The sequence below is a fragment of the Ornithinicoccus hortensis genome, from assembly GCF_006716185.1.
Classification (GTDB): domain Bacteria; phylum Actinomycetota; class Actinomycetes; order Actinomycetales; family Dermatophilaceae; genus Ornithinicoccus; species Ornithinicoccus hortensis.
Genome location: NZ_VFOP01000001.1, coordinates 1,152,559 through 1,178,966 on the forward strand (window position 1 = coordinate 1,152,559; position 26,408 = coordinate 1,178,966).

Below are 26,408 nucleotides of genomic sequence, written 5' to 3' on the forward strand. Positions count from 1 at the left end.
CTGGCTAGCGCAGCATCGCCGAGCCCAGCCAGCTCTGCGGGAACCCCATCCCCTCCACGATCGGGATGACGTCCTCGCGCAGCTGACCACACAGCTCGTTGATCGCCCGGGTGACCGCCTTGGCCCGCCCGGCGGACATCCGCTGGTGCCGCAGGAACCACCCGCTGTCGGCTTCCAGGTTGGACAGCACGTAGAGGTCGCACAGCCGGTCCAGGGTCGCCCGTGCTGCCTCGTCCTCGCAGGCGTCGATCGCCGCGACGAAGGCCTCCAGCACGACCCGGTCCATGTGTGTCCGGGCGGCCAGCAGCACGTGGTCCTGGGTGGTGTTGAACGCCACGAACGGGTCGTCGGTCTCCTTGGCCAGCGCCTGGATCCGCAGCGCCAGGGACTCCAGCACGTGGCTCTCCCGGGACTCGAACATCGTCAGGTGCCACCCGCGGTCCAGCAACGTCTCGTCCTCGCTGCGGCGGCTGGCCGCCTGGATGAGCCGTTCGATCAGCGGGTTGGCCACGGTCCGGGCGATCACCGAGCCGCCGAAGGACCGCACCGCGAACTGCACCATCCCGAGCATGTCGAGGTCGCCGACCATCTCCTTGTAGTTGGTCAGCAGCCCCTTGGCGAGCAGCTGCAACAGCACCGTGTTGTCGCCCTCGAAGGTGGCGAAGACGTCGGCGTCCTGGCGCAGCACCGTCAGCCCGTTCTCGGCCATGTAGCCGGCGCCGCCGCACGCCTCGCGGCACAGCTGGATGGTCTCGTTGGCGAAGGCTGTGCTCACGGCCTTCAGGCCCGCCGCGCGGGTCTCCAGCTCACGCTGCGCGGCGAGGTCGCGCTCGGGGGCCTCCTGCACCTCGGCCAACCGCTCGGTCAGCGTGTTCTGCGCGAAGGTGAGGGCGTATGCCGTGGCGATCGCCGGCAGCAACTTGCGCTGGTGGGCGAGGTAGTCCAGCAGGAGGACCTCCTCGTCCCGGCCCGGCGCGTCGAACTGCCGGCGCTGCACGGCATACCGCGTGGCGATCGACAACGCCTTGCGCGCCGAGACCGTGGAGGCCCCGCCGACACAGATCCGACCACGGACCAATGCGCCGAGCATGGTGAAGAACCGGCGGTTCGGGCTGTCGATGGAGGAGGCGTACGTGCCGTCGTCGGTGACCCCGCCATAGCGGTCCAGGAGCATCGACCGGGGCACCCGGACCTGGTCGAAGCGCAGCGTGCCGTTGTCCACGCCGGCCAGCCCGCCCTTGACCCCGTTGTCACCGATGGTGATGCCGGGGAGCGCCCGGCCGTCCTCCCGCACCGGCACGATGGCCGCGTGCACGCCGTGGTTCTCCTCGCCCACGACGAGCTGACCGAAGACGACGGCGAGCACGGCGTCCTCCGCGGCACCGCCGATGTAGGTCTTGGTGGCGTTCTCGGTGGGGGAGTGCACCACGATCTCGTCCGTCTCGGGATCGTAGGTCAGCGTCGTCTCCAGGGCGGCGACGTCGCTGCCGTGGCCGATCTCGGTCATCGCGAAGCAGCCCGGGGTGGCCAGCGAGATCACGCCGGGCAGGAACTCCTGGTGGTGCCGGTCGCTGCCCAGCGAGGAGACCGCGCCGCCGAACAGGCCGAAGTGCACGCCCGACTTGACCACGAGTGAGAGGTCGAAGTGGGCCAGCATCTCGAACTCGGCGACGGTGCCGCCCAGGTCGGCCTGACCGCCCACGGTGGTCGGGTACCCGCGTCCGCCGTAGCCCCGGTCGGCCAGCCCCTGCAGGCGGTCGCGGACCCACCGCCGGGCCTCCGGGATGCTCAGGCCGGGGTCGCGCAGCAACTCGGCGGGGTCCAGCTCGCGCCGCGCGGTCTCCCGGATCTCCCGCCGGGGTCCGTCGATCGCGTGCCGCAGCGCCGCCCCGAGGTCGCTCACCTGCTCGGCCGGCGCGGTGCTGGCCGGGGCCTGCGAGGTGCGGACGTCGGGCGTGTGCTGGGTGGTGGTGGTACTCATCGTTCCTCCCGGGTGGGGGTGGTGGTCGGGCTCGCGCCCTGGCCGGTGAGGGCCGGGCGGAACAGGTCGGTGACGGCCGCGACGACGTCGGCGCGCGGCGGCGGTGTCGGGTCGTTCAGCCAGTGGTCGGCGGCGGTGCTCACCGCGGCCACGACCGCCAGCGCCCACAGGGTGGCGGGAGCCGGGTCGCGCTGCTGGCGCCGCAGGTGTACCTCGAGGACGTCTGCGAGCTGCTTGCCGATCCGGCCGGAGATGGTGCGCACCGGGTCGCTGTCGGGGTCGACCAGGGGTCGGGTCAGCACGAACCGGTAGATGTCCGGGTCACGCTCCACCAGCCGCAGGTAGCCGTCGGTCATCGCGGCGACCAGCGCGACCATGTCGGTCGGGGTGCCGTCCGGCCCGCGTCCCGTCTCGTCCATCGCCCGCTCCAGGTCGGAGAGGACCAGTGCGTCGACCGCCTCGACCACTGCGAAGTAGACCCCGTTGCGGTCCCCCAGGTGCCGGTACAGCACCGTCTTGCTGGTGGCGGCCTCCGCCGCGATGTCGTCCATGCCGACGCCCGGGCCGTGCGCGCGGATCGCGCGCAGCGCCGCCTCGACCAGCTGCCGTCGGCGCAACCGGCGGTGCTCGGCCCAGCGGGCATCTCGCCCGTCGGTGACGGGCACGTCGGGTTGGGAACGGGACGACATGCCCCCACAGTACCCAGTACCGGCTGTACCTGCTACGGTCGGTACCGGATACCACCGGATCGGTCCGCGCGACCGCCCACCACCAGGAGCCCGCTCTTATGCCGCAAAGTCCCCGCACCGCCGTCGTCGTGGGCGGCAACCGCATCCCGTTCGGCAAGTCCGGCGGCGCGTATGCCGCCGCCTCCAACCAGGACATGCTCACCGCAGCGCTGGACGGGCTGGTCGCCCGCTTCGGCCTGGCGGGGCAGCGGGTCGGTGAGCTGGCCGCCGGGGCGGTGCTCAAGCACAGCCGCGACTTCAACCTGGCTCGGGAGACCGTCCTCGGGTCCTCGCTGGACCCGACCACCCCGGCCTACGACCTGCAGCAGGCCTGCGGGACCGGACTGGAGACGGTGATCCAGGTAGCCAACAAGATCGCCCTCGGCCAGATCGACTCCGGCATCGCCGGCGGCGTCGACAGCGCCAGCGACGCCCCGATCGCCGTCGGCGAGGGGCTGCGCCGGGCCCTGATCGCGGCGAGCAACGCCAAGAGCCCGATCGACCGGGTGAAGGCGCTCGCCTCGATCCGGCCGGGCGACCTCGCGCCGGAAACCCCGCGCAATGCCGAGCCGCGGACCGGGCTCTCGATGGGTGAGCACCAGGCCCGCACCGCCAAGGAGTGGGGCATCACCCGGGAGGCCCAGGACGAGCTGGCCGCCGCGAGCCACCACAACCTGGCCGCGGCGTGGGACGCGGGCTTCTTCGACGACCTGGTCACCCCCTACCTGAAGCTGACCCGGGACCAGGGGCTGCGCCCCGACACCTCGGTGGAGAAGCTGGCCAAGCTGTCCCCCGTCTTCGGCAAGGGGGAGGGCGCGACGATGACGGCGGGCAACTCCACCCCGCTGTCGGATGGTGCCGCGCTGGTGCTGCTGGCCGAGCAGGAGTGGGCCACCGAGCACCACCTGCCGGTGCTGGCCAGGTTCGTGGACGCCGAGGTCGCCGCGGTCGACTACGTCGACGGCGGGGAGGGCCTGCTGATGGCCCCGGCGTATGCCGTGCCGCGGCTGCTGGCCCGTCAGGGCCTGTCCCTGGGGGACTTCGACTTCTTCGAGATCCACGAGGCCTTCGCCTCGACCGTGCTGGCCACGCTCGCCGCGTGGGAGGACGAGACCTTCTGCACCGAACGGCTGGGGCTGGACGGGCCGCTCGGCACCGTCGACCGCAGCAAGCTCAACGTGCACGGCTCGTCCCTGGCCGCCGGCCACCCGTTTGCCGCGACCGGCGGGCGGATCGTGGCCGGCCTGGCCAAGATGTTGTCCGAGAAGGGCCCCGGCGCCCGCGGCCTGATCTCGATCTGTGCCGCCGGCGGGCAGGGCGTCGTTGCAATCCTGGAGGCTGTGTGATGCCCAACCTGTTCTCAACCGTCACGTCCAACCCGGTGGCCAAGGCCGTCGGCAAGCAACTCGGGCTGCCCCAACCGGTGACCCTGCGTCGCGGGCGGGACCTGCCGACCGGCGACGTCGTGCTGGGCACCGCCCCGGTCGGTGCGGCCGGCGGGATCGTCGCCGACGCGCTGGCCGCGCTCGGGGTCCCCGCCGTCGAGGCCCTGCGCGACGACCCGGCCGCGCGCACAACCGACGACGAGGGCAGGGCCCGTCCCCCGGCATACGAGCAGCGGATCGGCGCGGTCGTGGTCGACGCCACCGCGGCCACCACCATCGCCGACCTCGAGGCGGTGCGCGCCCTGCTCCGCCCCGCCCTCAAGGGCATGGGGACCTGCGGCCGGGTGGTGCTCGTCGGCACCGCACCCGAGCTGACCGACGCGACCGAGTCGGCCGCCACCCAGCAGGCGCTGGAGGGCATCGTCCGCAGCGTCGGCAAGGAGCTGCGGGCCGGCGCGACCGCCAACCTGGTGTGGACCGCACCGGGCAGCACGGGCGCCGACCTGGCCTCGACCCTGTCCTTCCTCCTCGAGGGCCGCTCGGCCTACGTCTCGGGGCAGCCGTGGCGGGTCGGGACCGCCCCCGAGGGCGCGGCGGTCCCCGCCGACTCGCCCTTCGACGGGCGCGTGGTCGTGGTGACCGGCGCCGCCCGCGGCATCGGGGCCGACATCGCCCGGGTCTTCGCCCGCGACGGGGCCAAGGTCGTGGTCGTCGACATCCCCGCCTCCGGTGAGGCGCTGGGCAAGGTCGCCAACGAGATCGGCGGCACCGCCCTGCAGCTGGACATCACCGCGACCGGTGCCGGCGACCGGATCGCCGACCACGTGACGCACCGGTACGGTCCCGACGCCCGGATCCACGCCATCGTGCACAACGCCGGCATCACCCGCGACAAGCTGCTGGTCAACACCGACGAGGACCGCTGGGGCAGCGTGCTGGACGTCAACCTGGCCGCCCAGTTCCGGATCAACGAGGTGCTGCTCGACAAGGGCCGCGCCGGCGGGCTGGCCGAGGACGGCCGGGTCGTCGGGGTGGCCTCCACCAGCGGCGTCGCCGGCAACCGTGGGCAGAGCAACTACGCCGCGTCCAAGGCCGGGGTGATCGGCCTGGTGCGGGCCCTCGCACCGCAGGTGGCCGACCGCGGCATCACCGTCAACGCCGTCGCCCCGGGCTTCATCGAGACCGAGATGACCGGCAAGATCCCGCTGGCCACCCGCGAGTTCGCCAGGCGGTTCAACAGCCTGCAGCAGGGCGGCAAGCCGGTCGACGTCGCCGAGACGATCGCCTACCTGGCCGCCCCCACCAGCGGCGCGGTCAACGGCCAGGTCATCCGGGTCTGCGGGCAGTCCCAGATCGGGGCCTGAGGTGGCCACCACCCCGGACCCCGGCGCGGACCGGCCGGTCGAGCTGCTCGGCTCCGTCCCCGGCGGCACCGGCCTGCTGGCCAAGGCGGCGCTGACCTCGGTCGGCCGCCGCGGCGCGGGTGCCGGCCTGCCCGACCGCGTCCTCATGGTCAAGGACCAGCGGCAGGACGTCGACCGGTTGGCGGACTACGCCCGGGTCTGCGGCTTCACGCTGCGGGACACCGTGCCGCCCACCTGGTTGCACGTGCTCACCTTCGGCCTGCAGATGGACCTGCTCACCCGCCGGGACTTCCCGTTCGCCGCGATGGGCATGGTGCACGTGGCCAACGAGATGACGCTGCACCGGCCGGTCGGGGTGGACGAGGACCTGACCCTGACGGTCCACGCCGCCGACCTGCGCCCGCACCGCAGCGGGGTGGCCTTCGACGTGGTGGAGCAGGTCCGGGTCGGGGCGGACCCGGTCTGGGACGGCCGCAGCGAGTATCTCATCCGGGGAGCTCGGCTCGAGGACGGGGCGGGCGCACCCGGCGAAGGGGCGGCGGCCACGGAGCGGGCCGCGACGGACCCCGGCGCGCGGATCCAGCCGTCGAGCACGTGGCGCCTGCCTGCCGACCTGGGGCGCCGGTACGCCCGCGCCGCGGGGGACTACAACCCCATCCACCTGCACCCGTGGTCGGCCAAGGCCCTGGGCTTCCCGCGCGCCATCGTGCACGGGATGTGGACGCACGCCCGGGCGCTCGCGGCGCTGCAGTCCCGGCTGCCGGCCAGCTACACGACCGCCGTGCAGTTCCGCAAGCCGGTGCTGCTGCCCTCCACGGTCGGCTTCGGCGTCCGCCGCGACGACGCCGGCGAGGGTTGGGACTTCGCGGTGACCTCCCGCGACGGCGCCAAGGACCACCTGCTCGGCACCGTCCGCTGAGCCCTTGCGCTGAGGGGTCTCCTGGGCCTTGGCTGACGCCCCGCCGTAGGCTTGTTGACGTCCCTTGACGCGGCCGGAGGAGTTGGTATGGCCACCACTACCTCCCATGGCCACGACCTAACGTGTGGATCGACCAGGTCAAGGCAGAGCTGAGGAAGGGCCCTGAGCGGGCGTTGCCCCCGCCGGAGCAGGCTGCGGAGGTCCTCCGCGGGCTGATGGCCACGGTCCCGCACCCCCTCGCCGATCGCATCGGCCCCGTGTGGACCTCCGTCCACACCCGTGAGCAACTCGGCCTCAACACCCGCCAGGCCCTCGACAGCCGCCGCCGCAGCGGCTCCGTCCTCGGCGTCAGGGCCTCCACCGGTGAGGTCTTCTACCCGCTCTCCCAGTTCCGCATCACCCACGGCACCGTGGAGGTCCGGCCGGGCCTGGTGGCCATGTTCAAGGCCTCCGTGACCAGGATCCCTGGGCGGTAGCCACCCTGCTCACCGTGCCCGCGCCCGAGATCGGCGACCACACTCCGCTGCAGTGGGAGCGTGAGGGTCGGAGCGCCGAGGACCTGGTGCGGCTGGCCCGTCGCGTCCGACACGAGTGGGCGGCGTGAGCCGGCGCGCGGCCCCTGCCCAGAAGCCGCCACCCGACCCCGAGGCGCTGCGCGCCGGCATGCCACGCAGCACGGTGCAGGGTGCATGGCACCGGGAACACGCCGACCGCCCCGGCCCAGAGCACGCGATGGCGCTGTTCGGTGCTGCCGGAGCCGCGCCCGACCTCCACCCGGTCGTCAGCCAGTACCTTGCCGCCGTCGTGGCGGACCTCGGATTCCGCACCGTGTCCCCGCCGAGTCCGCTGCAACTCTCCGTCACCTCTGCCCCGCCCAGCGACGAGGAGACGGGTGGCCCCGGTCGTAGTCGGCCCGATTTCGTGCGCGCCGGGGAGTCCGTGTAAAGTCTGCGGAGCGTCACGCGCCCCGGGGTGCCCCGGAGCGGCTGATGCAGGCCCCTATAGCTCAGTCGGTAGAGCGTCTCCATGGTAAGGAGAAGGTCAACGGTTCGATTCCGTTTGGGGGCTCTGGTGCCCCGACTCGCGTCGGCGGACCGCCGAGGCGGGATAGCTCAGCTGGTTAGAGCGCACGACTCATAATCGTGAGGTCGCGGGATCGAGCCCCGCTCCCGCTACGCAGGCGATTGGGTGTATGGGACCCCTATCGCGTATCCTTGTGTGTCGCCGCTCGGCCCCGTCCGGGCGGCTCACCTACGCAGAACCGACCACCAGAACATTTCCGAGAGCAGGTTGCCCCGTGGCCAGCAAGAGCGCCGACGTCCGCCCCAAGATCACTCTGGCGTGCACGGAGTGCAAGGAGCGCAACTACATCACCAAGAAGAACCGCCGGAACCACCCGGACCGGATCGAGCTCGCGAAGTTCTGCTCGCGCTGCGGCAAGCACACCGCGCACCGCGAGACCCGCTGAGCGCGCCGCACCAGCCCACCACGAGGCCGTCACCCGCACAGGGTGGCGGCCTTCGTCGTCCCGGGTCGGTAGGCTCGCCCCATGGGTGTGAACGCAGACTTCGCGGGGCGCAGCTACCCGCCCACCGAGCCGTATGCCGTGCAGGCCGAGCACATCGCACAGTTCGCCGACGCGGTCGGTGCCGCGAGCGCGCTGCACCGGGACGCGGAGGCGGCCCGCGCCGCCGGGTACCGCGATGTGGTCGCGCCGCCGACGTATGCCGTGGTGATCGCCCAGCAGTGTGACGCCCAGCTGGTCCGCGACCCCGAGGCGGGCATCGACTTCACTCGGGTGGTGCACGGGCAGCAGGCGTTCGAGCACCACCAGCCGATCGTCGCGGGCGACCAGGTGGTCGGCGTCCTGCACGTCGACGCGGTGCGCCAGGCCGGCGGCCACGCGATGGTCACCACCCGCAGCGAGCTGTCCACCACCGACGGTGCGGCACTGTGCACCGCCACATCGACCATCGTCATCCGGGGAGGCGAGTGATGAGCAAGCCACCGCAGGACGTCGTGGCGGGCGCCGAACTGCCCGCCCGCACCATCACCGTGGACCGGCAGCAGCTGGTGGAGTACGCCGGAGCCAGCGGCGACCAGAACCCCATCCACCAGGACGAGGACTTCGCCCGCAAGGTGGGCCTGCCCGACGTCATCGCGCACGGGATGTGGACGATGGGCGCGGCGATCGAGGTCGTCAGCGACTGGGTCGGCGACCCCGGCCGGGTGGTGTCCTACTCCACCCGGTTCACCAACCCCGTCGTGGTGCCCGCGGAGGGCGGAGCGCAGATCGAGGTCGGCGGCACGGTGAAGTCGGTGGACGAGGGGACCCACCGGGCCACCGTCGAGCTGACGGTCACCAGCGGGGGCAACAAGGTGCTCGGCCGGGCCACCGCGGTGGTCGACCTTGGCTGAGGTCGCCGCCGACACCGACCTCGCGCCGCTGACCACCATGCGGGTCGGCGGGCCGGCCCGCCAGCTGATCACCGCGCGGACCGCGGAGGAGGTCGTCGACGCCGTCCGGGAGGCCGACGCCGCCGGCACCCCGCTGCTCGTGCTGGGCGGCGGCTCCAACGTCGTGGTGGCCGACGAGGGCTTCCCGGGCACCGTCGTGCGGATAGCCGACCGGGGCGTCACCGTGGAGTCCGCCGACGCCTGCGGAGGGGTCCACGTCAGGGTCGCCGCCGGCGAGGTGTGGGACGACGTCGTCGCGCGCGCCGTCGCCGAGGGCTGGTCCGGCATCGAGGCGCTGTCGGGCATCCCCGGCAGCGTCGGGGCCACCCCGGTCCAGAACGTCGGCGCCTACGGCCAGGAGGTCGCCCAGACGGTCGCCAAGGTGCGCACCTGGGACCGCGAGGAGGGGCGGATCCGCACGCTCTTCGCCGCGGACTGCGGGTTCAGCTACCGGCACTCGGTGCTCAAGGAGTCGATGCAGGTCTCCGGGCAGTTCACCCCGCGCTACGTGGTGCTCGAGGTGACCTTCGCGCTGCGCCCGACCGGGTTGTCCCGCCCGATCGGGTATGCCGACCTGGCCCGCGGCCTGGACGTGGCCGTGGGGGAGCGGGTCCCGTTGGCCGATGCGCGGGCCGCGGTGCTCGAGCAGCGGCGGCGTCGCGGCATGGTGCTCGAGGAGGGCGACCACGACACCTGGTCGTGCGGGTCGTTCTTCACCAACCCGGTCCTGTCCGCGCCCGAGTTCGAGGTGCTGACCAGGCGGGCCGCCGAACGCCTCGGACCGGACGGGCCGGTGCCCCCGCAGTTCCCGTCCGCCGAGGGGAGCGTGAAGACCTCCGCGGCCTGGCTGATCGACAAGGCCGGCTTCGCCAAGGGCCACGGCCTGCCGGGCCCGGCCGCGCTGTCGACCAAGCACACGCTCGCGATCACCAACCGGGGCCAGGCAGGGGCGCGCGATGTCCTGGCGCTGGCCCGGGAGGTCCGCGTCGGGGTCCAGGAGGCCTTCGGGGTGACGCTGGTCAACGAGCCGGTCCTGGTCGGCCTGGCGCTGTGAAGCAGCCCGGTCCCGCCCGCACCCCGCGGGACACCGGCCGCGCCCTGCGCCCGCTGTGCTACCTCCTGGACGGGCTCGTCGTGGTCGCCTTCGCCGCGGCCGGCCGGTCCAGCCACGACGAGGGCCTCTCGCCCGCCGGCATCGCCGACACCGCCTGGCCCTTCCTGGCCGCGCTGGTCGCGGGCTGGCTGCTCGTGGCGCTGCGGGGCAGGCCGCCGACCTCGTTCCGGGCCTGGGGCGTCCTCTGGCCGGTGACCGTGGCCGGCGGGATGCTGCTGCGCTGGCTGACCGGGGACGGCACCGCGCTGCCGTTCGTGCTGGTGGCGACGACGGTGCTGGGCGCGGGACTGCTGGCGGTACGGGTCATCCTGTCAGCGGTTGTCAGGGCTCGATCCCGGCGGTGAGGGCGTCCTCGATCGCGGTGTAGTCCGCGGTCGGGTCCAGGCCCAGCACCCCGGCCCACACCGGCACCATCTCGGTGTGGTAGTTGTGCCCGTGCCCGCCCGGTGGGACCGCGGAGATCGGCATGTCGCTGGCGACCTGCCAGAAGGTGGCCCACGGCGCCCACCACATGGTTGGGGTGACGTCCCGGCCCACCGCCTCCCGCATCCAGTCCGGCTCGGTCCACAACAGGTCGGGTGACCACCACACCACCGGGTCGGACGCGTGCTGCACGTAGACGACCCTCGGCTCCTCCCAGTCCTCGTAGCGCCCGCCGTAGTAGTCGTGGACTAGCTCCTCCGGCCGGGTGACGAAGCGGATGTGCCGCCCGTTGTTCACGACCGGGGCGATCTCGGGGGAGCCCTCGCGGCGTCCCTGCGTGAGCTCGCTCCACAACGGCGAGAACCGTGGGGTCCCCGACCAGACAGCGCCGTCCACCTGGTCCAGCATCGTGGAGGCCCGGTCGAAGGCCGCCTGGCCGCCGAACGAGCCCAGTGACTCCCCGGAGACGAACAGCAGCGGGCGGGAGTCCTCCGGCAGCGCCGACCACTCGGCATACACCGCCTCGAACAGGTCCCGGCCGGCCGTCGCCGGGGTGGTGCGGTCGGTGATGTAGGCCAGGCCGCTGGGGAAGTAGGAGTACTGCATCGACGCCGTCGCGAGGTCGCCCCCGGTGAGGTACTCCAGCGCCTGCACCGACCACTCGGAGACCCACCCTGTGCCGGTGGAGGTGAAGATGAGCAGCACCTCCCGGTCGAACGCACCGGTCCGGTGCAGCTCCCGCACCACCGCCTCGGCGGTCTCCTCGATGTTCCGGTCGTCCTGTTTGCCGGCGTACACCCGGATCGGCTCGAGGGCCGGCTCACCCGTCACCCGTTCGATGTCGGCCGCGCGCGGGCCGGCCGAGGCGAACAGCTGGCCCTGGGAGCCGAGGGTGTCCCAGGGCTCGGCGGACCCAGGGCCACCGGACCGCTCCGGCTCCGAGGGGACGCTCGCCCCGGGCATCAGCTCGGCGTTGCGGGCCAGCGACGTGGACAGGGCGATCTCCATCGCCTGCCGGTAGAGCACCTGGTTGCTCACGAAGACGACGACGACCGCGAAGACGACGGCGGTGAGCCCGGTGACCAGCAGCCGGGGGACCCGGGGGCTGAACAGCGCGCGCAGCCACGCCCAGAACCGTTGCAGCCCGCGGAACAGCAGGACCACCACCAGGAAGAGCAGGCAGCCCGCCAGGATGCCGACCAGCTGGGGCAACCACCCGCCGTAGTCCACCCGCAGCAGCCGGGCGATCCGGCCCTGTTCATTCAGCCCCAGGCTCCAGGCGAGCAGCGTGGCCAGCGCCAGCCCGGTGTACCAGGCCCGCCAGAGCCAGGTCGCGGCCCGCGGGTCGACCGTCACCCGCAGGCCGATCAGCCGGGCCAGGTGGTGGGCGACCCACCCGATGAACAGCCCGACGGCATACCCGAAGGCGGTGCTGATGCCCACGTTGGCCGCCGTCATCCACCAGGTGCGGGGCAGCAGGCTGGGGGACAGCGCCACCCAGCCCATCAACAGCGCCACGGTCAACCCCACGTCGTCGAAGCCGCGGCGCAGGCCGGTCCGGGTGGGCTGGGGCACGCCACCAGGCTACGTGGCCCGTCCCCGATGCGGCCCCGTCGTCGGGGTGCCGGGCGGGGTCAGTCGGCCGGCACCGTGAGCCAGTCGTCCACCGCCGCGAGCATCTCGGCCTGCCGGTCGGCCGGGGCCCGGGACCCGCGGATGGAGCCGCGCGCCAGGTCGGCCAGCTCGGCATCGGTGAGCTCGTGGTCCTCGCGGGCGGTCTCGTACTGTGCCGCCAGCCGCGGCCCGAACAGCAACGGGTCGTCCGCGCCCAGCGCGACCCGGGCGCCCGCGTCGAGCAGCTGCCGCAGGGGCACCTCGGAGAGCTGCCGGTAGACCCCGAGCGCCACGTTGCTGCACGGGCAGACCTCCAGGGTGGTGCCGCGCCGGGCCAGCTCGGCCAGCAGCGCCGGGTCCTCGGTGCTGCGCACCCCGTGCCCGATCCGGTCCGGGGCCAGGTGCTCCAGGGCGTCGCGCACGTGCTCGGGGCCGAGCAGTTCCCCGGCGTGCGGCACGCTGGCCAGGCCCGCCCGCCGGGCGATCGAGAAGGCCTTGGCGAACTCGGCGGTGTCGCCGCGGCGTTCGTCGTTGGACAACCCGAAGCCGACCACCGTGCCCGGCCCCTCCCCGGCATACCGGGCCGCCAGGCGGGCCAGCGCCCGGGCGTCGAACGGGTGCCGGGTGCGGCTGGCGGCCACCACCACCGCGACCCCCGTGCCGGTCACCTCGGTCGCCGCGCGCGCCTCGTCCAGCACGATCTCCAGGGTCGGGGTGATGCCGCCGAGGAAGTGGGCGTAGGACGTGGGGTCGACCTGGATCTCCAACCACCGCGACCCCTCGGCCGCGTCGTCCTCGGCGGCCTCCCGCACGATCCGGCGCATGTCGTCCTCGTCCTGCACGCAGGCCCGTGCCGCGTCGTAGAGCCGCTGGAACCGGAACCAGCCCCGCTCGTCGGTGGCCGCCCGCAACCGGGGCGGCCAGTCGGCCGTCAACGCGGCCGGCAACCGGAGGCCGTGCTTGTCGGCCAGGTCCTGCAGGGTCTCGATCCGCATCGAACCGGTGAAGTGCAGGTGCAGATGGGCTTTGGGCAGAGAGTGCACCGGCCGCGTCATGACACTGGTCTATCTCATCGGCGGCTACTGTGTGCGCATGGGCGTGATCCAGACCGAGGGTCTGACCAAGAAATACGGCCAGGTGACCGCCCTCGACTCGCTCACGATCGACGTCGACGCGGGGGTGACCGGGCTGGTCGGTGCCAACGGCGCCGGCAAGTCCACCCTGATCAAGATCCTCCTCGGGTTGCTGCGACCCACCGGGGGCCGGGCCCAGGTGCTCGGGATGGACATCGCCGCGCAGTCCCAGCAGATCAGGACGGCCGTCGGCTACATGCCCGAGCACGACTGTCTCCCGCCGGACGTGCGGGCCATCGACTTCGTCGTGCACATGGCCCGGATGAGCGGCCTGCCCGCCCACGCCGCCCGGGAACGCGCGGCCGATGTGCTCCGCCACGTCGGGCTCGCCGAGGAGCGCTACCGCCTGATGGGCGGCTACTCCACCGGGATGAAGCAGCGCGCCAAGCTCGCCCAGGCGCTCGCCCACGACCCGAAGCTGGTGCTGCTCGACGAGCCGACCAACGGCCTGGACCCCGCGGCCCGGGACGACATGCTGCACCTGGTGCAGCGGATCGGGCACGACTTCGGCATCGCGGTGCTGGTCACCTCCCACCTGCTGGGTGAGCTGGAGCGGGTCAGCGACCACGTGGTCGTCCTCGACGGCGGCCGGCTGCTGCGGTCCTCGGCGACCCAGGACTTCATGGGTGACACCGGGATGCTGCTGGTGGAGGTGCTCGGCGAGGGCGACGCCCAGACCCGGATGGGGGAGGCGCTGGCCCGTGCCGGGGTGGCCTGCCGCCCCCGTGGCCGGCTCATCGAGATCGACACCCGGGGCCGACCCCCGGTGCACGACCTGGTGCGGGACACCGCCGTCGCCGAGCAGGTCGGGATCGTCCGGATCCAGGCCGACCACGCCCGGATCGAGGACATCTTCCGGGAGGAGGCGCCCCATGGCCAGCCAGCCTGACGCACCCGGCGGCGCCCGCGGCGTCATTCACGACATCGGCTACCGCCCCTACACCGGCCCCCGGTTGGGCACCGGGGCCATCGGCCGCTCGCTGTTCCTGACCGGACTCCTGAACGCCTTCGGCATCGGCCGGTCGGGCAAGGCCAAGATCTTCCCGGTGCTGCTGGTCGCGGTGATGCTCATCCCCGCGGTCATCATGGTCTCGATCATGGTCTTCGTGGGGCTCGGCGCGGGCTTCCTGGACTACGCCGCCTACCCGCTGCAGCTCTCGGTGGTGCTCGCGGTGTTCGTCGCGGCCCAGGCACCGGTGCTGTTCTCCCGCGACCTGCGCTCCGGGGCGATCGTGCTCTACCTGGCCCGGCCGCTGAGCGCGACCGGATTCGCGATGACCCGGTGGTTGTCGCTGTTCGTGGCGATCCTGGCGTTCATCACCATCCCGGTGCTGACCCTGTATGTCGGGGCGCTGGCCTCCGAGGCCGACATCAGCGACCACACCACGGACTTCCTCGTGGCGTGGCTGGGCATCGTGCTGCTCAGTGCCCTGCTGGCCACCCTGGCCGGCCTGGTCAGCGCCTTCACCACCCGCCGCGGACTCGCCGTCGGGGCCACCATCGTGGTGCTCCTGGTCAGCCTGGGGATGAGCACCGCGATCCAGGAGATCGCCCGCTCCAGCGGCAACGACACGGTCGCCGAGCTCGCCGGGCTGCTCTCGCCGTTCACCATGGTCGATGGGGTCACCCACAGCCTGCTCGACGGCACCTCCGTCTACCCCGCGGCGCCCGATGACGTGGGGGTGGGACTGCTCTACCTCGTGGCGGCGCTGGCCTGCATCGCCGGCGGCTGCTGGTTGTTGATCCGGCGCTACCGGAAGGAGGCGGCGAAGTGAGCCAGCTCGAGCTGACCAACGTCTCCCGGTGGTACGGCAACGTGGTCGCCGTGAACGACGTCACCATGGCGATCGGTCCGGGGGTGACCGGCCTGCTGGGCCCGAACGGCGCCGGCAAGACCACCCTGCTGGCGATGATGTCGGGCTTCCTGGCCCCGTCGGCCGGCACCGTGACGCTGGACGGCGCGTCCGTCTGGCGCAACATTGAGGTGTACCGCACACTCGGCCTCGTCCCGGAGCGGGAGGCCAGCTTCGGCTACCTGACCGGCCGCCAGTTCGTGGTGGCCAACGCCGAGCTGCACAAGTTGCCCTCCCCGGGGGCGGCCGCCGAGCGGGCGCTGGAGGTCGTGGACCTGGTGGAGCCGGCCAGCCGGGCGATCGGCACCTACTCCAAGGGGATGCGGCAGCGGGTCAAGCTGGCGGCGGCCCTGGTGCACGAGCCGTCGGTGCTGCTGCTGGACGAGCCGTTCAACGGCGTCGACCCCCGGCAGCGGATGCACTTCATGGCGCTGCTGACCCGGATGGGGGAGGACGGGCGCACCGTGCTGTTCAGCTCGCACATCCTGGAGGAGGTCGAGCAGATCGCCCGGCAGATCGAGGTCGTCGTCGCGGGCCGGCACGCGGCCTCGGGCGACTTCGGGGCGATCCGGCGGCTGATGACCGACCGGCCCAACCAGTACGCCGTCCGCAGCAGCGACGACCGGGCCCTGGCCGCCGCCCTGATGCGGCTGCCATCCGTCGGCGGGGTGGGGCTGCAGGGGCGCCGTGGCCTGGAGGTCCAGGTGACCGACTTCGGTGCGTTCGCGCTGGCCCTGCCCGGGCTGGCCAAGCAGGAAGGCATCACGTTGCGCGAGGTCACCCCGACCGACGAGTCGTTGGAGTCGGTCTTCACCTACCTGGTGTCCTCGTGAACCCCACCATCGCCCGGCTCAGCCTGCAGGCCCTCTACGGCCAGCGTCGCGGCATTGTGCTCGCCGTGTTGCCCGGCGTGCTGGTCCTGCTGGCCCTGGTCGTCACGGTCCTCACCGACGGCGCGCTCGCGTTCGGCGCGGTCGTGGAGGTGCTCGGCTTCGGCCTGATCCTGCCGCTCATCGCGCTGCTGGTGACCACCAGCGTGTTGGGTCCGGAGATCGACGATGGATCGATCGTCTTCCTGCTGTCCAAGCCGGTCTCCCGGTTCGTGGTCGCGATCAGCAAGTTCCTGGTCGCCGTGCTGGTGACGGTCGTCCTGGGCGCCGGCTCGCTCCTGGTCGCCGGCCTGCTGCTGGACCCGGGGGAGCCCGGGCGGGCCGTCGGCGTGGCGGTCGGTGGTGCCGTCGCCGGGGCTGCCTACTGCGCGGTCTTCGTCATGTTGTCGGCGCTGAACCGGCACGGGATGGTGACCGGCCTGATCTACATCCTGATCTTCGAGTCCGCCCTCGCCCCGCTGCTGACGGGACTGCGCTACGTGAGCGTCGGGATGTTCGGGCGCCGGATCGCCGAGGCCTTCGACGGCGACCTCACCGCGACCGGCATGGGCCTGACGTATGCCGTGGTGGCCAGCGTCGTCGTCGTGGTCGGCGGGGTCTTCCTCTCCGGCCAGCGGCTGCGCTCCTTCCAACTGCGCGGCGACGAGTAGCCCCGGGGGCGCGTCAGCGCAGCTGCGCGGCGAGACCACGCAGCGGGTCCAGTCGGGCCAGCAGGGTGGCCTGGTAGGCGTGGTAGACGTCCGGCTTGCCGGACCAGGTGACGGCCGTGGGGCGGTTGTCCGCGTCGAGCTCGTGGTGCCAGCTTCCACCTTCCCGGTCGACCAGGACGTCCTCGACGAACGCCCACCAGCGGCGGGCGTGCTCGGCATACCGCTCCTCACCCGTCCGGGCGTGCAGCGCGGCCGCCGCGGCGACGGCCTCGGCGTGCACCCAGTGCATCCGGCGGCGGACCACCGGGCGGTCCTGCCAGTCCACGGTGTAGCAGAAGCCGGGGGCCCCGTCGGCCTCCCAGCCGTGTCGCACGCCGACCTCGAACAGGTCGCGCGCGGTGGGGAGCAGCCAGGGCTCGGGCGCCTCGCCGGCGGCCTCGAGCTGCAGGAGCAGCCGGGCCCACTCCAGGCTGTGGCCGGGGGTCCAGCCGAACGGTCGGAAGGCGTCGTCCGGCCTGTCGCGGTGGTAGTCCGGCAGGGGTGTCCAGTGCGGGTCGAAGTGCTCGGGCAGCCGGTGCCCGAAGTCACCGGCGAACCCCACGAGGTGGCGCGCGATCGCCAGCGCTGCCTCGCGGCGTCCCCGGTCGCCGGTGACCTCGGCCACCGCGAGCAGCGCCTCGACGGTGTGCATGCTGGAGTTTGCGCCCCGGTAGGGCTCCGGCTCACCGAGGTCCCGCGGGTAGGAGTCGATCACCAGCCCGGCCCCGTCGAGGAAGTGGCGCTCGAAGGTCTGCCACGACCGAGCCAGCAGCTCGTCGGCGCCCTCGGTGCCGGCCGCGACGGCGCTGGAGGCGGCCAGCAGCACGAAGGCATGGTCGTAGGCCTGCTTCCCGGTCCCCACCGGCCGGCCCCGCAGGTCCACCGACGACAGCCAGCCGCCCGGCCCCCGGTCGCGCAGCGGGCCGTCGGTCAGCGCCCGGACGCCGCCCCGGGCCAGCCGGGCGGCGTCGGCGTCACCCTGCAGTGCGGCGAGGGAGAAGACGTGCACCATCCGGCAGGTCACCCACAGGTGCACCGCGCGGTCCGGGTCCGTGCGGCCGCTCCCGTCCAGCCAGCCGAAACCCAGCCCCTCGACATACGAGGCCCGGGCGAAGTCGACCAACCGGCGCCCCTCGACGGCGAGGTCGATCACCCCTTCACCGACCCCGCCATCAGCCCGCCGACGAACCACCGGCCCAGCAGGATGTAGACCACCAGCGTGGGTACCGAGGCGATGAGCGCCCCCGCCATGCTGGCCGAGTAGTCCTGCAGCTGACCGGAGGCCAGGAAGTTCAGCGCGATGGTGACCGGGCCGTTGCGGGAGTTGGAGAAGAACAGCGCGAACAGGTAGTCGTTCCAAGCCGAGGTGAACTGCCAGATCAGGACGACCACGAAGGCCGGGCCCGACAGCGGCAGCACGATCGACCCGAAGGTGCGCAGCATGCCGGCGCCGTCCACCCGCGCGGCCTCCATCAGCTCGTCGGGGACGCCCGCGTAGTAGTTGCGGAAGATCAGCGTGGTGATCGGGATGCCGTAGGCGACGTGCAGCACGATCAGGCTGGGGACCCCGGAGGGCACGCCGAGGCCCTGCATCAGCTGGATCAGCGGGATCATCACGGCCTGGTAGGGGATGAACATCCCGAACAGCAGCAGGGTGAACACCAGGTCGGCGCCCGGGAAGCGCCAGCGGGCCAGCACGAACCCGTTCATCGCCCCGAGGAAGGAGGAGATCACCGCCGCCGGGATGACCATGGCGAAGGTGCGGCCCATCGAGGGCAGCAGCAGCTCCCAGGCGCGCGCCCAGCCGGCGGTACTCCACTCGGTCGGGGGCAGCCAGGCTCGCGCCGGGGTGGCGTCGCCCAGGCCCTTGAAGCTGGTGACCAGGAGCACGTATGCCGGGACGAGGACCACGACGACGAAGAACAGCAGGAGGGTGATCCGGGCGATGCCCCACCCGCGCCGGGGAGCGTGTGCCGGGGGCGCGGCCTCGACGGGTGTGGTCAGCTCGGTCGTCGGAGCGCTCATCGGTTCCGCTCCTGCCGGTAGGTGGAGACCAGGTAGGGCACGATCAGCACCGCCACGACGAGCAGCAGGATGGTGCCGATGGCGGCCGACTTGGCGTAGTCACCGCGGGTGAACTCGATCCACATTTGGGTGGCCGGCACCTGCGTGGTGTGGTTGGTCTGTCCGGCGATCGCCATGATCAGGTCGAACACCTTCAGCGACATGTGGCCGACGATGATGATCGCCGACAGGGCGATCGGGCGCAGCTGGGGGAACAGCACGTGCCGGTAGAGCTGCCACTCCGAGGCCCCGTCGATCCGGGCCGCCTCGTGCAGCTCCCGGGGGATGCCCCGGAAGCCGGCCAGGAACAGCGCCATCACGTAGCCGGCGAGCTGCCAGATGGCCGGCAGGGCGATGGCCGCGATCCCGAACCGTGGGTGGGTCCACCAGGAGTTCTGCAGGAAGTCCAGCCCGACGACCTCGAAGAGCCGGTTCAGCCCGGAGGCCCGGTCACCCTGCGCGTTGTTCAGCAGCCAGCGCCACACCACGCCCGAGGCGATGAACGAGACCGCCATCGGGAACAGGTAGACCGCACGGAAGAAGCCCTCGCCCCAGACGCCGCGCTCCAACAGCCACGCCCACATGAACCCGATCAGCAGGGTGCCCACGATGAACACCACGGTGTAGATGAGCAGGTTCTGCAGGGAGTAGATGAAGGTGTCGTCCGCGAACAGCTCGCGGTAGACGTCGAACCCCACGTACTGCGTGGCCGGACCGCGGCCCCGGCGGTCCGTCAACGAGGTGTTCACGTTGATCGCGATCATCCCGTAGACGAACACGCCGACCACGACCAGCGACGGCAGGACGAGCAGGAACGGCGGCGCCCAGGAGCGAAGGCCTCTGTTCACCGGAGGACTCAGCCGGCGTTCTTCTCGGCGGCCGCGACGAGGCCCTCCTGGAACGATGCGACGTCGCCGTCCGAGCCGAACTTGCCGACCGCGGCGGTGATGTCGGTGAGCCAGCTGATCGGGGCCGCCGCGCCGTGGGCCAGCGAGGAGACGATCTCGTCGTTGGCGTAGGACTCGATCGCGGTCTGCTGGTACTCGCCGAAGTCGGCGGTGTCCGCCTCGGTGTTGGCCGGGATCGACCCCTTGGCGGCGTTGAACGCGGCCTGTCCCTCGGGTCCGGCGACGGTGCTCAGCCAGGCCTTGGTGCCGTCGGGGTTGGGCGCCCCGACCGGGAGGGTGAAGGAGTCGGCCAGGAAGTCGAACACCCCGTCGGTGCCGGGCACCGGGAAGGTGGTGAAGTCGGTGCCGAAGACCTTGTCCTGCTCCTCGAAGGCGGCGACCGCCCAGTCACCCATCACGTTGAAGCCGGCCTCGCCGTCGATCACCAGCTGGGTGGCGTCGGGCCAGTCCAGGCTCTGCCGGTCCTCGTTGGTGAACTCCAGCAGGGTGGCGTAGTCGTTGAGGGCGTCGGTGACCTCCGCGGAGGACCAGTCGGTCGAGCCGTCCCACAGGCCGTTGTAGGCCTCGGCGCCGAGGTCGGCCAGCAGCACGGTCTCCAGCAGGTGCACCTGGGTCCAGTCCATCGCCACGGACAGCGGGATCTTGCCGGCCGCGTCGAGCTTCTCCAGGTCGGCGATCCAGGCGTCCAGCGAGTCGTAGGTGGCGCTGGGGTCGATCCCGGCCTCCTCCAGGACGGCGGGGTTGGCCCAGACCACGTTGGCCCGGTGGATGTTGGAGGGGACCGAGTAGATCTTGCCGTCGACCGTCAGGCGGTCGAGCAGGCTCTCGGGGAAGGCCTCGGTCCAGCCCTCCTCCTCGTACATCCCGGACAGGTCCTCGACCTGGCCGTCGGCGATGTAGTCGCTGAGCTCGGCCCCGGCGTGCGCCTGGAAGGTGTCCGGCGGGTCGTTGGTCTGCAGCCGGGAGGCCAGCACGTTCTTGGCGTCGGAGCCGGCGCCACCGGCGACCGCGCCGTTGACGAACTCGAAGTCGGGGTGCTCCTCCTGGAAGACCTTGACCAGGGCGTCGAGCCCGGCCTTCTCGCTGCCGTCGGCCCACCAGGTGAAGACCTCCACCTCGCCGCCGGCGGCGCCGTCGCCTCCGTCACCGCCGTCGCTGCCGCCTCCGTCGTCGCCGCCGCAGCCGGCGGTCACCGCCAGGGCGCCCACCGCCAGTGCGGTGCCCAGAACGCGTCGCTTCGTTGCCATCTCGTCCTCCAAGTACGTAGCCGTCACCAGGGTGTGACGCGGGACACGGTACGAGGGGCTATTAACGCTAGTCAAGACATAAAACTGCTTCGTGATCCAAGATTTATCTTCACAGTCCACGCATAATCAAGTAGCCTCCCGCCATGGACCAGTCGGACGGAGGGGCGCTCGGGCGGCTGCGCGCGACCAACCGGGAACTGCTGGTGGGCCTGGTGGAGGGTGCGGGCCGGCTCAGTCGGAGCGAGTTGACGCGGCGCAGCGGGCTGTCCCGGTCGACCGTGTCCGGCCTGGTCAAGGAGCTGCTGGCGGACGAGGTGCTGGTCGAGCACGAGGACCGGGGCACCGCCCACGGCGGGGGCAGCGGTCGGCCGCCGATCCTGCTCGGCCTCCGGGAGTCCCCGGGCGTGGTGGTGGGGATCGACGTTGGACACCGGCACGTGCGGATCGGGCTGGCCGGTCTGGACGGCACCGTCCGGGACGAAGAACGCTTCGACATGGACGTCGACGAGACACCCGATGACACCCTCGACCGGCTGGAGGAGGTGTACCGCGGGTTGCTGGACGCGGCGGGCGCCTCCGGCGCGGACGTGCGGGCCGTGGCCCTCGGTCTACCGGGGCCGGTCGACCTCGAGGGGCGGATGACCTCCTCGATCCTGCCCCGCTGGCGGGGCCACACGCCCGCCGTGGAGCTGGAGCCCCGGCTCGGGATCCGCCCGACCGTGGACAACGACGCGCACATGGGGACGGCCGGGGAGGTGACCTTCGGCGCCGCCCGGGGAGTCGCCGACCTGATCTACGTGAAGGCGGCGACCGGGTTGGGGGCCGGCATCGTCGTGGACGGGCGGCTGGTCCGCGGCGGCACCGGGATCGCCGGCGAGATCGGGCACGTCCAGGTGGACGAGAGCGGCCGGGTATGCCGGTGCGGCAGCCGGGGGTGCCTGGAGACCGAGGTCGGCGCCCGGCGGCTCGTGGAGACCCTGCAGACGGCCCACCACGAGCGGCTCACCGTCGACTCCGTGCTCGCCCTGGAGACCGAGGGCGACGCGGGCGTCGCCCGGGTGCTCGGGGATGCCGGCCGGGCGATCGGCCGGGTGCTGGCCGACCTGTGCAACGTGCTGAATCCGCAACGCATCGTGGTCGGCGGCTCGCTCGGCGCCAGCACCGCCCTCCTCGGCGGGATCCGGGAGGCGGTCGACCGGTATGCCCAGCCCAACGCCGCCGACGCGGTGTCGGTGGTGCCGGGCGAGCTCGGCGAGCGCGCCGAGCTGATGGGCGCCCTCGCCACGGCGCTGGCACAGCAGCGGTCCGCGCTGCTGCGCTGACCGCGCCCGGGGCGGGGCCTTCCCGAGCCGTCAGGCGAAGAGCTGCTGGATCCGCCCGACGCCCTCGGCCAGGTCGGTGTCGCCCAGGGCGTAGGACAGCCGCAGGTAGCCACTCGGGCCGAAGGCCTCGCCGGGCACCACGGCCACCTCCACCTCGTCGAGGATGAGCTCGGCGAGCTCGGCCGAGGTCTGCGGGGTACGGCCCCGGACCTCGCGCCCGAGCAGGCCCGCGACGCTGGGGTAGGCGTAGAACGCGCCCCGTGGGGTCGGGCACTCGACACCGTCGATCGCGTTCAGCATCTCCACGATGGTGGCGCGGCGCCGGTCGAAGGCCGTCCGCATCTCCTCGACAGCCTCCAGCGAGCCCTGCAAGGCGGCGATCGCGGCGCGCTGGGACACGTTGGCCACGTTGGAGGTGGCGTGCGACTGCAGGTTGGTGGCGGCCTTGATGACGTCCGTCGGCCCCACCATCCAGCCCACCCGCCAGCCGGTCATCGCGTAGGTCTTGGCCACGCCGTTGAGCACGACGCAGGTGTCCGCCAGCTCGGGCACCACGACCGGCATCGACGGCGCGGTCGCCCCGTCGTAGAGCAAGTGCTCGTAGATCTCGTCGGTGACCACCCAGATGCCGTGCTCGAGCGCCCAGCGGCCGATCGCCTCCACCTGCTCGGGCGGGTAGACCGCGCCGGTCGGGTTGGACGGGGAGCAGAAGAGCAGCACCTTGGTCTGCGCGGTGCGGGCCGCCTCGAGCTGGTCGACGGTCACCAGGTAGCCCTGGTCGGCGCCGGCGAAGACCTCCACCGGGGTGCCGCCGGCCAACCGGATCGCCTCGGGGTAGGTGGTCCAGTAGGGCGCCGGGAGCAGCACCTCGTCGCCCGGGTCCAGCAGCGCCGCGAAGGTGTTGTAGACCGCCTGCTTCCCCCCGTTGGTGACGAGCACGTTGGCCGGCTCCACGGCATACCCGGAGTCCCGCAGGGTCTTCTCCACGATCGCCTTCTTCAGGTCGGGCAGGCCGCCCGCGGGGGAGTAGCGGTGGTTGACCGGGTCCTGCGCGGCCGCCACGGCCGCAGCCACCACGTAGTCGGGCGTGGGAAAATCGGGCTCACCGGCCCCGAAACCGATGACCGGACGGCCCTGTGCCTTCAGGCCCTTGGCCTTGGCGTCGACGGCCAGCGTCGCGGACTCGGCGATGGAGCCGATCCGGCTGGAGATGCGTGCTTTGTCGTTGCTCTGGGTCACCGGACCATTCAACCACCGGCACGGTCCGTGGCCCCTGCCGCGTCCGGGTCGGTGGCGGCTGCCGGGCGCGGGTTCGCGCAACCGTCGGCCGATCGCGTAGACTGCTGCGTCGGGTGTGACAGCACCCACGCTGGTGGCTGCTCCGCAGCCGCCCGCGACCCCAAGGGCAATAGCTCAATTGGTAGAGCACTGGTCTCCAAAACCAGCGGTTGGGGGTTCGAGTCCCTCTTGCCCTGCGTAGTGAACGAGCACGACGAACAGTTCGAGGAAGGTACTCAGTGGCGAACAGCAGCGCCTCCGGCACCCACGGTGTCGAGAAGGCCGGCGGCCGAGCCGGTGGGCCGACCCGTCCGAGCACCTTCGTGGCCCAGGTCATGGCGGAGATGCGCAAGGTCGTCCCGCCGACCCGGCGCGAGTTGATCACCTACACGATCGTGGTCATGGTCTTCGTGGCCGCGATCATGGCGTTCGTGTTCGGACTGGACCAGGTCTACCGCCAGGTGGTCTCGTTCGTCTTCGGGAGCTGAGCCCCCCCGGATCACCCCGCGCCGGCAGGTTGTCGGCCGCGGACTCGCCGGCCGCCCCGTGCGGTCGCAATACCTGAAGTGAGGAAGTAGGTCATGTCGCAAGAGTGGACCGAGGCCGACGAGGTCACGGAGACCCCCAACGACGTCGAGGAGACCCCGGCGGCGCCGGAGCCGACCGACGCCACCGACGCGACCCCTGCGCCCGTGGAGGACGCGGACGCCGAGACCGAGGGCGCGGAGGCCGAGACCGAGGTCAGCGACGAGTCGGAGGCCGAGGTTGCCGGGGAACCGGAGACCGACGTCGCCGAGGAGCCGGAGGAGCCCAAGGACCCGGTGGCCGAGCTGCGCGCCACCCTGGAGTCCCAGTTCGGCGACTGGTTCGTCATCCACTCCTACGCGGGCTACGAGAACCGGGTCAAGGTCAACCTGGAGACCCGGATCACCAGCCTCAACATGGAGGACTACATCTTCGCGGTCGAGGTGCCGATGGAAGAGGTCACCGAGATCAAGGGCGGACAGCGCAAGCAGGTCCGCCGGGTCCGGATGCCCGGGTACGTCCTGGTCCGGATGGACCTGACCGACGAGTCCTGGGGCGCCGTGCGCCACACCCCCGGCGTGACCGGCTTCGTCGGCAACGCGCACCAGCCGGTGCCGCTCAGCCTGGACGAGGTGATGACCATGCTGGCGCCGACGGTGCAGGCCCCCGCGGCCGCTCCCGCCGCCGGTGGGGCCTCCGCTCCCGCCGCGGGCGGCGCCGCGGCTGCCGGCGGTGCGCAGCCGCAGGTCGACTTCGAGATCGGCGAGTCCGTCACCGTCATGGAGGGCCCGTTCGAGACGTTGCCCGCCACCATCTCCGAGATCATCCCCGAGAGCCAGAAGCTCAAGGTGCTGGTCTCGATCTTCGGCCGGGAGACCCCGGTCGAGCTCTCGTTCAACCAGGTCGCCAAGATCTGACCGTCGAGAGCACTGCAACCGGGTCATCGCCCACGGCGTCGGCCCACAACAGGTAAGGAAACCAGTCAATGCCCCCCAAGAAGAAGGTCTCCGGCTTCATCAAGCTGCAGATCCAGGCCGGTGCGGCCACCCCGGCCCCGCCCGTCGGTCCCGCGCTGGGTCAGCACGGTGTCAACATCATGGAGTTCGTCAAGGCGTACAACGCCGCGACGGAGAGCCAGCGTGGCAACGTCATCCCGGTCGAGATCACGGTCTACGAGGACCGCTCGTTCACCTTCATCACCAAGACGCCCCCGGCCGCCGAGCTGATCAAGAAGGCCGCCGGCGTCGCCAAGGGTTCCGGTGAGCCGAACAAGACCAAGGTCGGCAAGCTGACCAAGGCCCAGGTCACCGAGATCGCCGAGTCCAAGATGCAGGACCTGAACGCGCACGACGTGGACCAGGCCGCCAAGATCATCGCCGGCACCGCCCGGTCGATGGGGATCACCGTCGAGGGCTGATCCCCGCACGGGGTCTGCCGGCCGCCCACCGGGGCGGCACGGCATACCCCTCCCGTGGCAGGGCCTGCGCTGGCCCGTTCACCACACCTCCACCCACGCAACGCAAGGAGCAACCATGAAGCGCAGCAAGGCATACCGCGCCGCCGCCGAGAAGATCGACGGCACCCGGTTCTACAGCCCCGCCGAGGCGATCAGCATCGCCAAGGGCGCCGCGAGCGCCAAGTACGACGAGACCGTCGAGGTCTCGCTGCGGCTGGGCGTCGACCCGCGCAAGGCCGACCAACTGGTCCGCGGCACCGTCAACCTGCCGCACGGCACCGGTAAGACCGCCCGCGTGCTGGTCTTCGCCAACGGTGACAAGGCCGAGGCCGCCCGTGAGGCGGGCGCCGACTATGTCGGCTCCGACGACATGATCGAGAAGGTCTCCGGTGGCTGGCTGGACTTCGACGCCGTCGTCGCCACCCCGGACCTGATGGGCAAGGTCGGTCGGCTGGGCAAGGTGCTGGGCCCCCGTGGCCTGATGCCGAATCCGAAGACCGGCACCGTCACGATGGACACCGCCAAGGCCGTCTCCGACATCAAGGGCGGCAAGATCGAGTTCCGCGTCGACAAGCACGCGAACCTGCACTTCATCATCGGCAAGGTGAGTTTCGCGGAGTCGGCACTGGTGGACAACTACACCGCCGCCATGGACGAGATCCTGCGGCTCAAGCCGTCGGCGTCCAAGGGTCGCTACGTCACCAAGGCGACGATGAGCACCACGATGGGCCCCGGCATCCCGCTGGACACCTCCGCCCGCGCCACGGGCGCCCCGGCGGCCCAGGGCTGAGCCCAGACGCACCACCTGCCCCGGCGCCCGGCGCCGGACCGCAGCCAGGACGCCCCCGACCGGACCGGTCGGGGGCGTCTTCGTCGCTGCGGTCGCATGTCGTCGCTGCGGTGGCAGGTCGCGTTGTGCGCGGCCAGCCACTCCTCGCGCTCTGCGGTCCCGCCTCCCACGCCATGCAGATTGGGTCATGCAGGTTGAGTGGCCCGCGACGCACAGTGCATGACCCAATCTGCATGGCGCCACTGCCCGGGCCGGCCGACGGGCGTGC

At 72.0% G+C, this 26,408-nt stretch carries 28 protein-coding genes and 3 tRNA genes; 22 read left to right on the forward strand and 9 right to left on the reverse strand.

Features of this window, described 5'->3' with window-relative positions:
* Nucleotides 1–4 precede the first annotated feature (4 nt).
* Entirely contained in the window at nucleotides 5–1,981 is a 1,977-nt protein-coding gene (locus tag FB467_RS05310; RefSeq protein WP_141784173.1) for an acyl-CoA dehydrogenase family protein, read from the reverse strand.
* On the reverse strand, nucleotides 1,978–2,670 hold the full coding sequence (locus FB467_RS05315) for a TetR/AcrR family transcriptional regulator (RefSeq protein WP_141784174.1): 693 nt from the start codon (nucleotides 2,668–2,670) through the stop codon (nucleotides 1,978–1,980). Before FB467_RS05315 ends, FB467_RS05310 begins: the two co-directional genes overlap by 4 nt.
* Nucleotides 2,671–2,768: 98 nt before the next feature.
* On the opposite strand from FB467_RS05315, the gene FB467_RS05320 reads away from it, so the two are divergent.
* The 12 genes from FB467_RS05320 (at nucleotide 2,769) to FB467_RS05375 (ending at nucleotide 10,292) form a co-directional block, all read left to right on the forward strand.
* Nucleotides 2,769–4,055 carry an acetyl-CoA C-acetyltransferase gene (locus tag FB467_RS05320; RefSeq protein WP_141784175.1) on the forward strand — a complete coding sequence of 429 codons (1,287 nt, stop codon included), beginning with the start codon at nucleotides 2,769–2,771 and terminating at the stop codon, nucleotides 4,053–4,055.
* On the forward strand, nucleotides 4,055–5,458 hold the full coding sequence (locus FB467_RS05325; protein WP_141784176.1) for a 3-oxoacyl-ACP reductase: 1,404 nt from the start codon (nucleotides 4,055–4,057) through the stop codon (nucleotides 5,456–5,458). The genes FB467_RS05320 and FB467_RS05325 overlap by 1 nt, the downstream gene beginning before the upstream one ends.
* 1 nt (nucleotide 5,459) lies before the next feature.
* On the forward strand, nucleotides 5,460–6,377 hold the full coding sequence (locus FB467_RS05330; protein WP_141784177.1) for a MaoC family dehydratase: 918 nt from the start codon (nucleotides 5,460–5,462) through the stop codon (nucleotides 6,375–6,377).
* Between the two features lie 122 nt (nucleotides 6,378–6,499).
* On the forward strand, nucleotides 6,500–6,853 hold the full coding sequence (locus FB467_RS05335; RefSeq protein WP_141784178.1) for a hypothetical protein: 354 nt from the start codon (nucleotides 6,500–6,502) through the stop codon (nucleotides 6,851–6,853).
* Between the two features lie 124 nt (nucleotides 6,854–6,977).
* Entirely contained in the window at nucleotides 6,978–7,322 is a 345-nt protein-coding gene (locus FB467_RS05340) for a hypothetical protein (protein ID WP_141784179.1), read from the forward strand.
* 50 nt (nucleotides 7,323–7,372) lie between these two features.
* Nucleotides 7,373–7,445, forward strand: a tRNA-Thr gene (locus FB467_RS05345).
* A 33-nt stretch (nucleotides 7,446–7,478) separates the two neighbouring features.
* Nucleotides 7,479–7,552, forward strand: a tRNA-Met gene (locus FB467_RS05350).
* A gap of 122 nt (nucleotides 7,553–7,674) precedes the next feature.
* The gene (rpmG, locus tag FB467_RS18440; protein ID WP_170230576.1) at nucleotides 7,675–7,845 is read left to right on the forward strand and encodes a 50S ribosomal protein L33; all 171 of its coding nucleotides are present in this window, start codon (nucleotides 7,675–7,677) and stop codon (nucleotides 7,843–7,845) included.
* 81 nt (nucleotides 7,846–7,926) lie between these two features.
* Complete coding sequence (locus tag FB467_RS05360; RefSeq protein ID WP_141784181.1) at nucleotides 7,927–8,373, forward strand: FAS1-like dehydratase domain-containing protein; 447 nt, start codon at nucleotides 7,927–7,929, stop codon at nucleotides 8,371–8,373.
* Complete coding sequence (locus FB467_RS05365) at nucleotides 8,373–8,795, forward strand: MaoC family dehydratase (protein ID WP_141784182.1); 423 nt, start codon at nucleotides 8,373–8,375, stop codon at nucleotides 8,793–8,795. Before FB467_RS05360 ends, FB467_RS05365 begins: the two co-directional genes overlap by 1 nt.
* A 37-nt stretch (nucleotides 8,796–8,832) precedes the next feature.
* Entirely contained in the window at nucleotides 8,833–9,888 is a 1,056-nt protein-coding gene (locus FB467_RS05370; RefSeq protein ID WP_141786479.1) for a UDP-N-acetylmuramate dehydrogenase, read from the forward strand.
* A complete protein-coding gene (locus tag FB467_RS05375; RefSeq protein WP_228393004.1) occupies nucleotides 9,885–10,292 on the forward strand; it encodes a DUF3054 domain-containing protein in 408 nt (135 codons plus the stop codon). Before FB467_RS05370 ends, FB467_RS05375 begins: the two co-directional genes overlap by 4 nt.
* Here the strand turns inward: FB467_RS05375 and FB467_RS05380 are convergent.
* Together FB467_RS05380 and FB467_RS05385 are read right to left on the reverse strand one after the other, a co-directional pair.
* Nucleotides 10,270–11,946, reverse strand: a complete 1,677-nt coding sequence (locus FB467_RS05380; RefSeq protein WP_141784183.1) for an alpha/beta hydrolase — start codon at nucleotides 11,944–11,946, stop codon at nucleotides 10,270–10,272. The two genes, FB467_RS05375 and FB467_RS05380, sit on opposite strands and share 23 nt — an antisense overlap.
* A 59-nt stretch (nucleotides 11,947–12,005) precedes the next feature.
* Complete coding sequence (locus FB467_RS05385) at nucleotides 12,006–13,040, reverse strand: adenosine deaminase (protein WP_141784184.1); 1,035 nt, start codon at nucleotides 13,038–13,040, stop codon at nucleotides 12,006–12,008.
* Between the two features lie 37 nt (nucleotides 13,041–13,077).
* Between FB467_RS05385 and FB467_RS05390 the strand changes: the two genes are divergently transcribed.
* Genes FB467_RS05390 through FB467_RS05405 form a run of 4 tightly spaced genes read left to right on the forward strand, consistent with a single transcriptional unit; the run spans nucleotide 13,078 to nucleotide 16,511 of the window.
* The gene (locus tag FB467_RS05390) at nucleotides 13,078–14,007 is read left to right on the forward strand and encodes an ABC transporter ATP-binding protein (protein WP_194288299.1); all 930 of its coding nucleotides are present in this window, start codon (nucleotides 13,078–13,080) and stop codon (nucleotides 14,005–14,007) included.
* A complete protein-coding gene (locus FB467_RS05395; protein WP_141784185.1) occupies nucleotides 13,991–14,893 on the forward strand; it encodes an ABC transporter permease in 903 nt (300 codons plus the stop codon). Before FB467_RS05390 ends, FB467_RS05395 begins: the two co-directional genes overlap by 17 nt.
* Entirely contained in the window at nucleotides 14,890–15,804 is a 915-nt protein-coding gene (locus FB467_RS05400; protein WP_141784186.1) for an ABC transporter ATP-binding protein, read from the forward strand. The genes FB467_RS05395 and FB467_RS05400 overlap by 4 nt, the downstream gene beginning before the upstream one ends.
* Nucleotides 15,801–16,511: an ABC transporter permease subunit gene (locus FB467_RS05405; protein WP_141784187.1), complete on the forward strand. Its 711-nt coding sequence runs from the start codon at nucleotides 15,801–15,803 to the stop codon at nucleotides 16,509–16,511. Before FB467_RS05400 ends, FB467_RS05405 begins: the two co-directional genes overlap by 4 nt.
* 13 nt (nucleotides 16,512–16,524) lie before the next feature.
* Here the strand turns inward: FB467_RS05405 and FB467_RS05410 are convergent, their stop codons facing one another.
* From FB467_RS05410 to FB467_RS05425, 4 genes are read right to left on the reverse strand one after another with little or no spacing between them, the layout of a single operon-like run.
* Nucleotides 16,525–17,703 (reverse strand): AGE family epimerase/isomerase, encoded by a 1,179-nt coding sequence (locus FB467_RS05410; RefSeq protein ID WP_211350557.1) that lies wholly within the window; start codon nucleotides 17,701–17,703, stop codon nucleotides 16,525–16,527.
* Entirely contained in the window at nucleotides 17,700–18,575 is an 876-nt protein-coding gene (locus FB467_RS05415) for a carbohydrate ABC transporter permease (RefSeq protein WP_141784188.1), read from the reverse strand. The genes FB467_RS05410 and FB467_RS05415 overlap by 4 nt, the downstream gene beginning before the upstream one ends.
* Nucleotides 18,572–19,462, reverse strand: coding sequence for a carbohydrate ABC transporter permease (locus tag FB467_RS05420; RefSeq protein WP_211350558.1), 891 nt, complete (start codon nucleotides 19,460–19,462; stop codon nucleotides 18,572–18,574). The genes FB467_RS05415 and FB467_RS05420 overlap by 4 nt, the downstream gene beginning before the upstream one ends.
* 8 nt (nucleotides 19,463–19,470) lie before the next feature.
* Nucleotides 19,471–20,769, reverse strand: a complete 1,299-nt coding sequence (locus FB467_RS05425; RefSeq protein WP_141784189.1) for an ABC transporter substrate-binding protein — start codon at nucleotides 20,767–20,769, stop codon at nucleotides 19,471–19,473.
* A 143-nt stretch (nucleotides 20,770–20,912) separates the two neighbouring features.
* Here FB467_RS05425 and FB467_RS05430 point away from each other — a divergent pair, with 143 nt between their 5' ends.
* Nucleotides 20,913–22,091 (forward strand): ROK family transcriptional regulator, encoded by a 1,179-nt coding sequence (locus FB467_RS05430; RefSeq protein WP_141784190.1) that lies wholly within the window; start codon nucleotides 20,913–20,915, stop codon nucleotides 22,089–22,091.
* A gap of 30 nt (nucleotides 22,092–22,121) precedes the next feature.
* Here the strand turns inward: FB467_RS05430 and FB467_RS05435 are convergent, their stop codons facing one another.
* Nucleotides 22,122–23,330 (reverse strand): pyridoxal phosphate-dependent aminotransferase, encoded by a 1,209-nt coding sequence (locus FB467_RS05435; RefSeq protein ID WP_141784191.1) that lies wholly within the window; start codon nucleotides 23,328–23,330, stop codon nucleotides 22,122–22,124.
* A 163-nt stretch (nucleotides 23,331–23,493) separates the two neighbouring features.
* Here FB467_RS05435 and FB467_RS05440 point away from each other — a divergent pair.
* The 5 genes from FB467_RS05440 (at nucleotide 23,494) to rplA (ending at nucleotide 26,140) form a co-directional block, all read left to right on the forward strand.
* Nucleotides 23,494–23,566 (forward strand) — tRNA-Trp (locus FB467_RS05440).
* Nucleotides 23,567–23,608: 42 nt separating this feature from the next.
* Complete coding sequence (gene secE / locus FB467_RS05445) at nucleotides 23,609–23,857, forward strand: preprotein translocase subunit SecE (RefSeq protein WP_141784192.1); 249 nt, start codon at nucleotides 23,609–23,611, stop codon at nucleotides 23,855–23,857.
* A 93-nt stretch (nucleotides 23,858–23,950) separates the two neighbouring features.
* On the forward strand, nucleotides 23,951–24,811 hold the full coding sequence (gene nusG, locus FB467_RS05450) for a transcription termination/antitermination protein NusG (protein WP_141784193.1): 861 nt from the start codon (nucleotides 23,951–23,953) through the stop codon (nucleotides 24,809–24,811).
* 68 nt (nucleotides 24,812–24,879) lie between these two features.
* Nucleotides 24,880–25,311 (forward strand): 50S ribosomal protein L11, encoded by a 432-nt coding sequence (gene rplK, locus FB467_RS05455; protein WP_141784194.1) that lies wholly within the window; start codon nucleotides 24,880–24,882, stop codon nucleotides 25,309–25,311.
* Between the two features lie 115 nt (nucleotides 25,312–25,426).
* Complete coding sequence (rplA, locus tag FB467_RS05460) at nucleotides 25,427–26,140, forward strand: 50S ribosomal protein L1 (protein ID WP_141784195.1); 714 nt, start codon at nucleotides 25,427–25,429, stop codon at nucleotides 26,138–26,140.
* The last annotated feature ends 268 nt before the right edge of the window (nucleotides 26,141–26,408 follow it).

Bases quoted from the DNA above. Each gene is read 5' to 3' on its own strand.
- FB467_RS05395 (WP_141784185.1), top strand. From the start codon at position 13,991: ATGGCCAGCCAGCCTGACGCACCCGGCGGCGCCCGCGGCGTCATTCAC.
- FB467_RS05315 (WP_141784174.1), bottom strand. From the start codon at position 2,670: ATGTCGTCCCGTTCCCAACCCGACGTGCCCGTCACCGACGGGCGAGAT.
- FB467_RS05425 (WP_141784189.1), bottom strand. From the start codon at position 20,769: ATGGCAACGAAGCGACGCGTTCTGGGCACCGCACTGGCGGTGGGCGCC.
- FB467_RS05385 (WP_141784184.1), bottom strand. From the start codon at position 13,040: ATGACGCGGCCGGTGCACTCTCTGCCCAAAGCCCATCTGCACCTGCAC.
- FB467_RS05325 (WP_141784176.1), top strand. From the start codon at position 4,055: ATGCCCAACCTGTTCTCAACCGTCACGTCCAACCCGGTGGCCAAGGCC.
- FB467_RS05365 (WP_141784182.1), top strand. From the start codon at position 8,373: ATGAGCAAGCCACCGCAGGACGTCGTGGCGGGCGCCGAACTGCCCGCC.
- FB467_RS05390 (WP_194288299.1), top strand. From the start codon at position 13,078: ATGGGCGTGATCCAGACCGAGGGTCTGACCAAGAAATACGGCCAGGTG.
- FB467_RS05360 (WP_141784181.1), top strand. From the start codon at position 7,927: ATGGGTGTGAACGCAGACTTCGCGGGGCGCAGCTACCCGCCCACCGAG.
- nusG (WP_141784193.1), top strand. From the start codon at position 23,951: ATGTCGCAAGAGTGGACCGAGGCCGACGAGGTCACGGAGACCCCCAAC.
- FB467_RS05415 (WP_141784188.1), bottom strand. From the start codon at position 18,575: ATGAGCGCTCCGACGACCGAGCTGACCACACCCGTCGAGGCCGCGCCC.
- FB467_RS05430 (WP_141784190.1), top strand. From the start codon at position 20,913: ATGGACCAGTCGGACGGAGGGGCGCTCGGGCGGCTGCGCGCGACCAAC.
- FB467_RS05320 (WP_141784175.1), top strand. From the start codon at position 2,769: ATGCCGCAAAGTCCCCGCACCGCCGTCGTCGTGGGCGGCAACCGCATC.
- FB467_RS05310 (WP_141784173.1), bottom strand. From the start codon at position 1,981: ATGAGTACCACCACCACCCAGCACACGCCCGACGTCCGCACCTCGCAG.
- FB467_RS05370 (WP_141786479.1), top strand. From the start codon at position 8,833: ATGCGGGTCGGCGGGCCGGCCCGCCAGCTGATCACCGCGCGGACCGCG.
- rplK (WP_141784194.1), top strand. From the start codon at position 24,880: ATGCCCCCCAAGAAGAAGGTCTCCGGCTTCATCAAGCTGCAGATCCAG.
- rplA (WP_141784195.1), top strand. From the start codon at position 25,427: ATGAAGCGCAGCAAGGCATACCGCGCCGCCGCCGAGAAGATCGACGGC.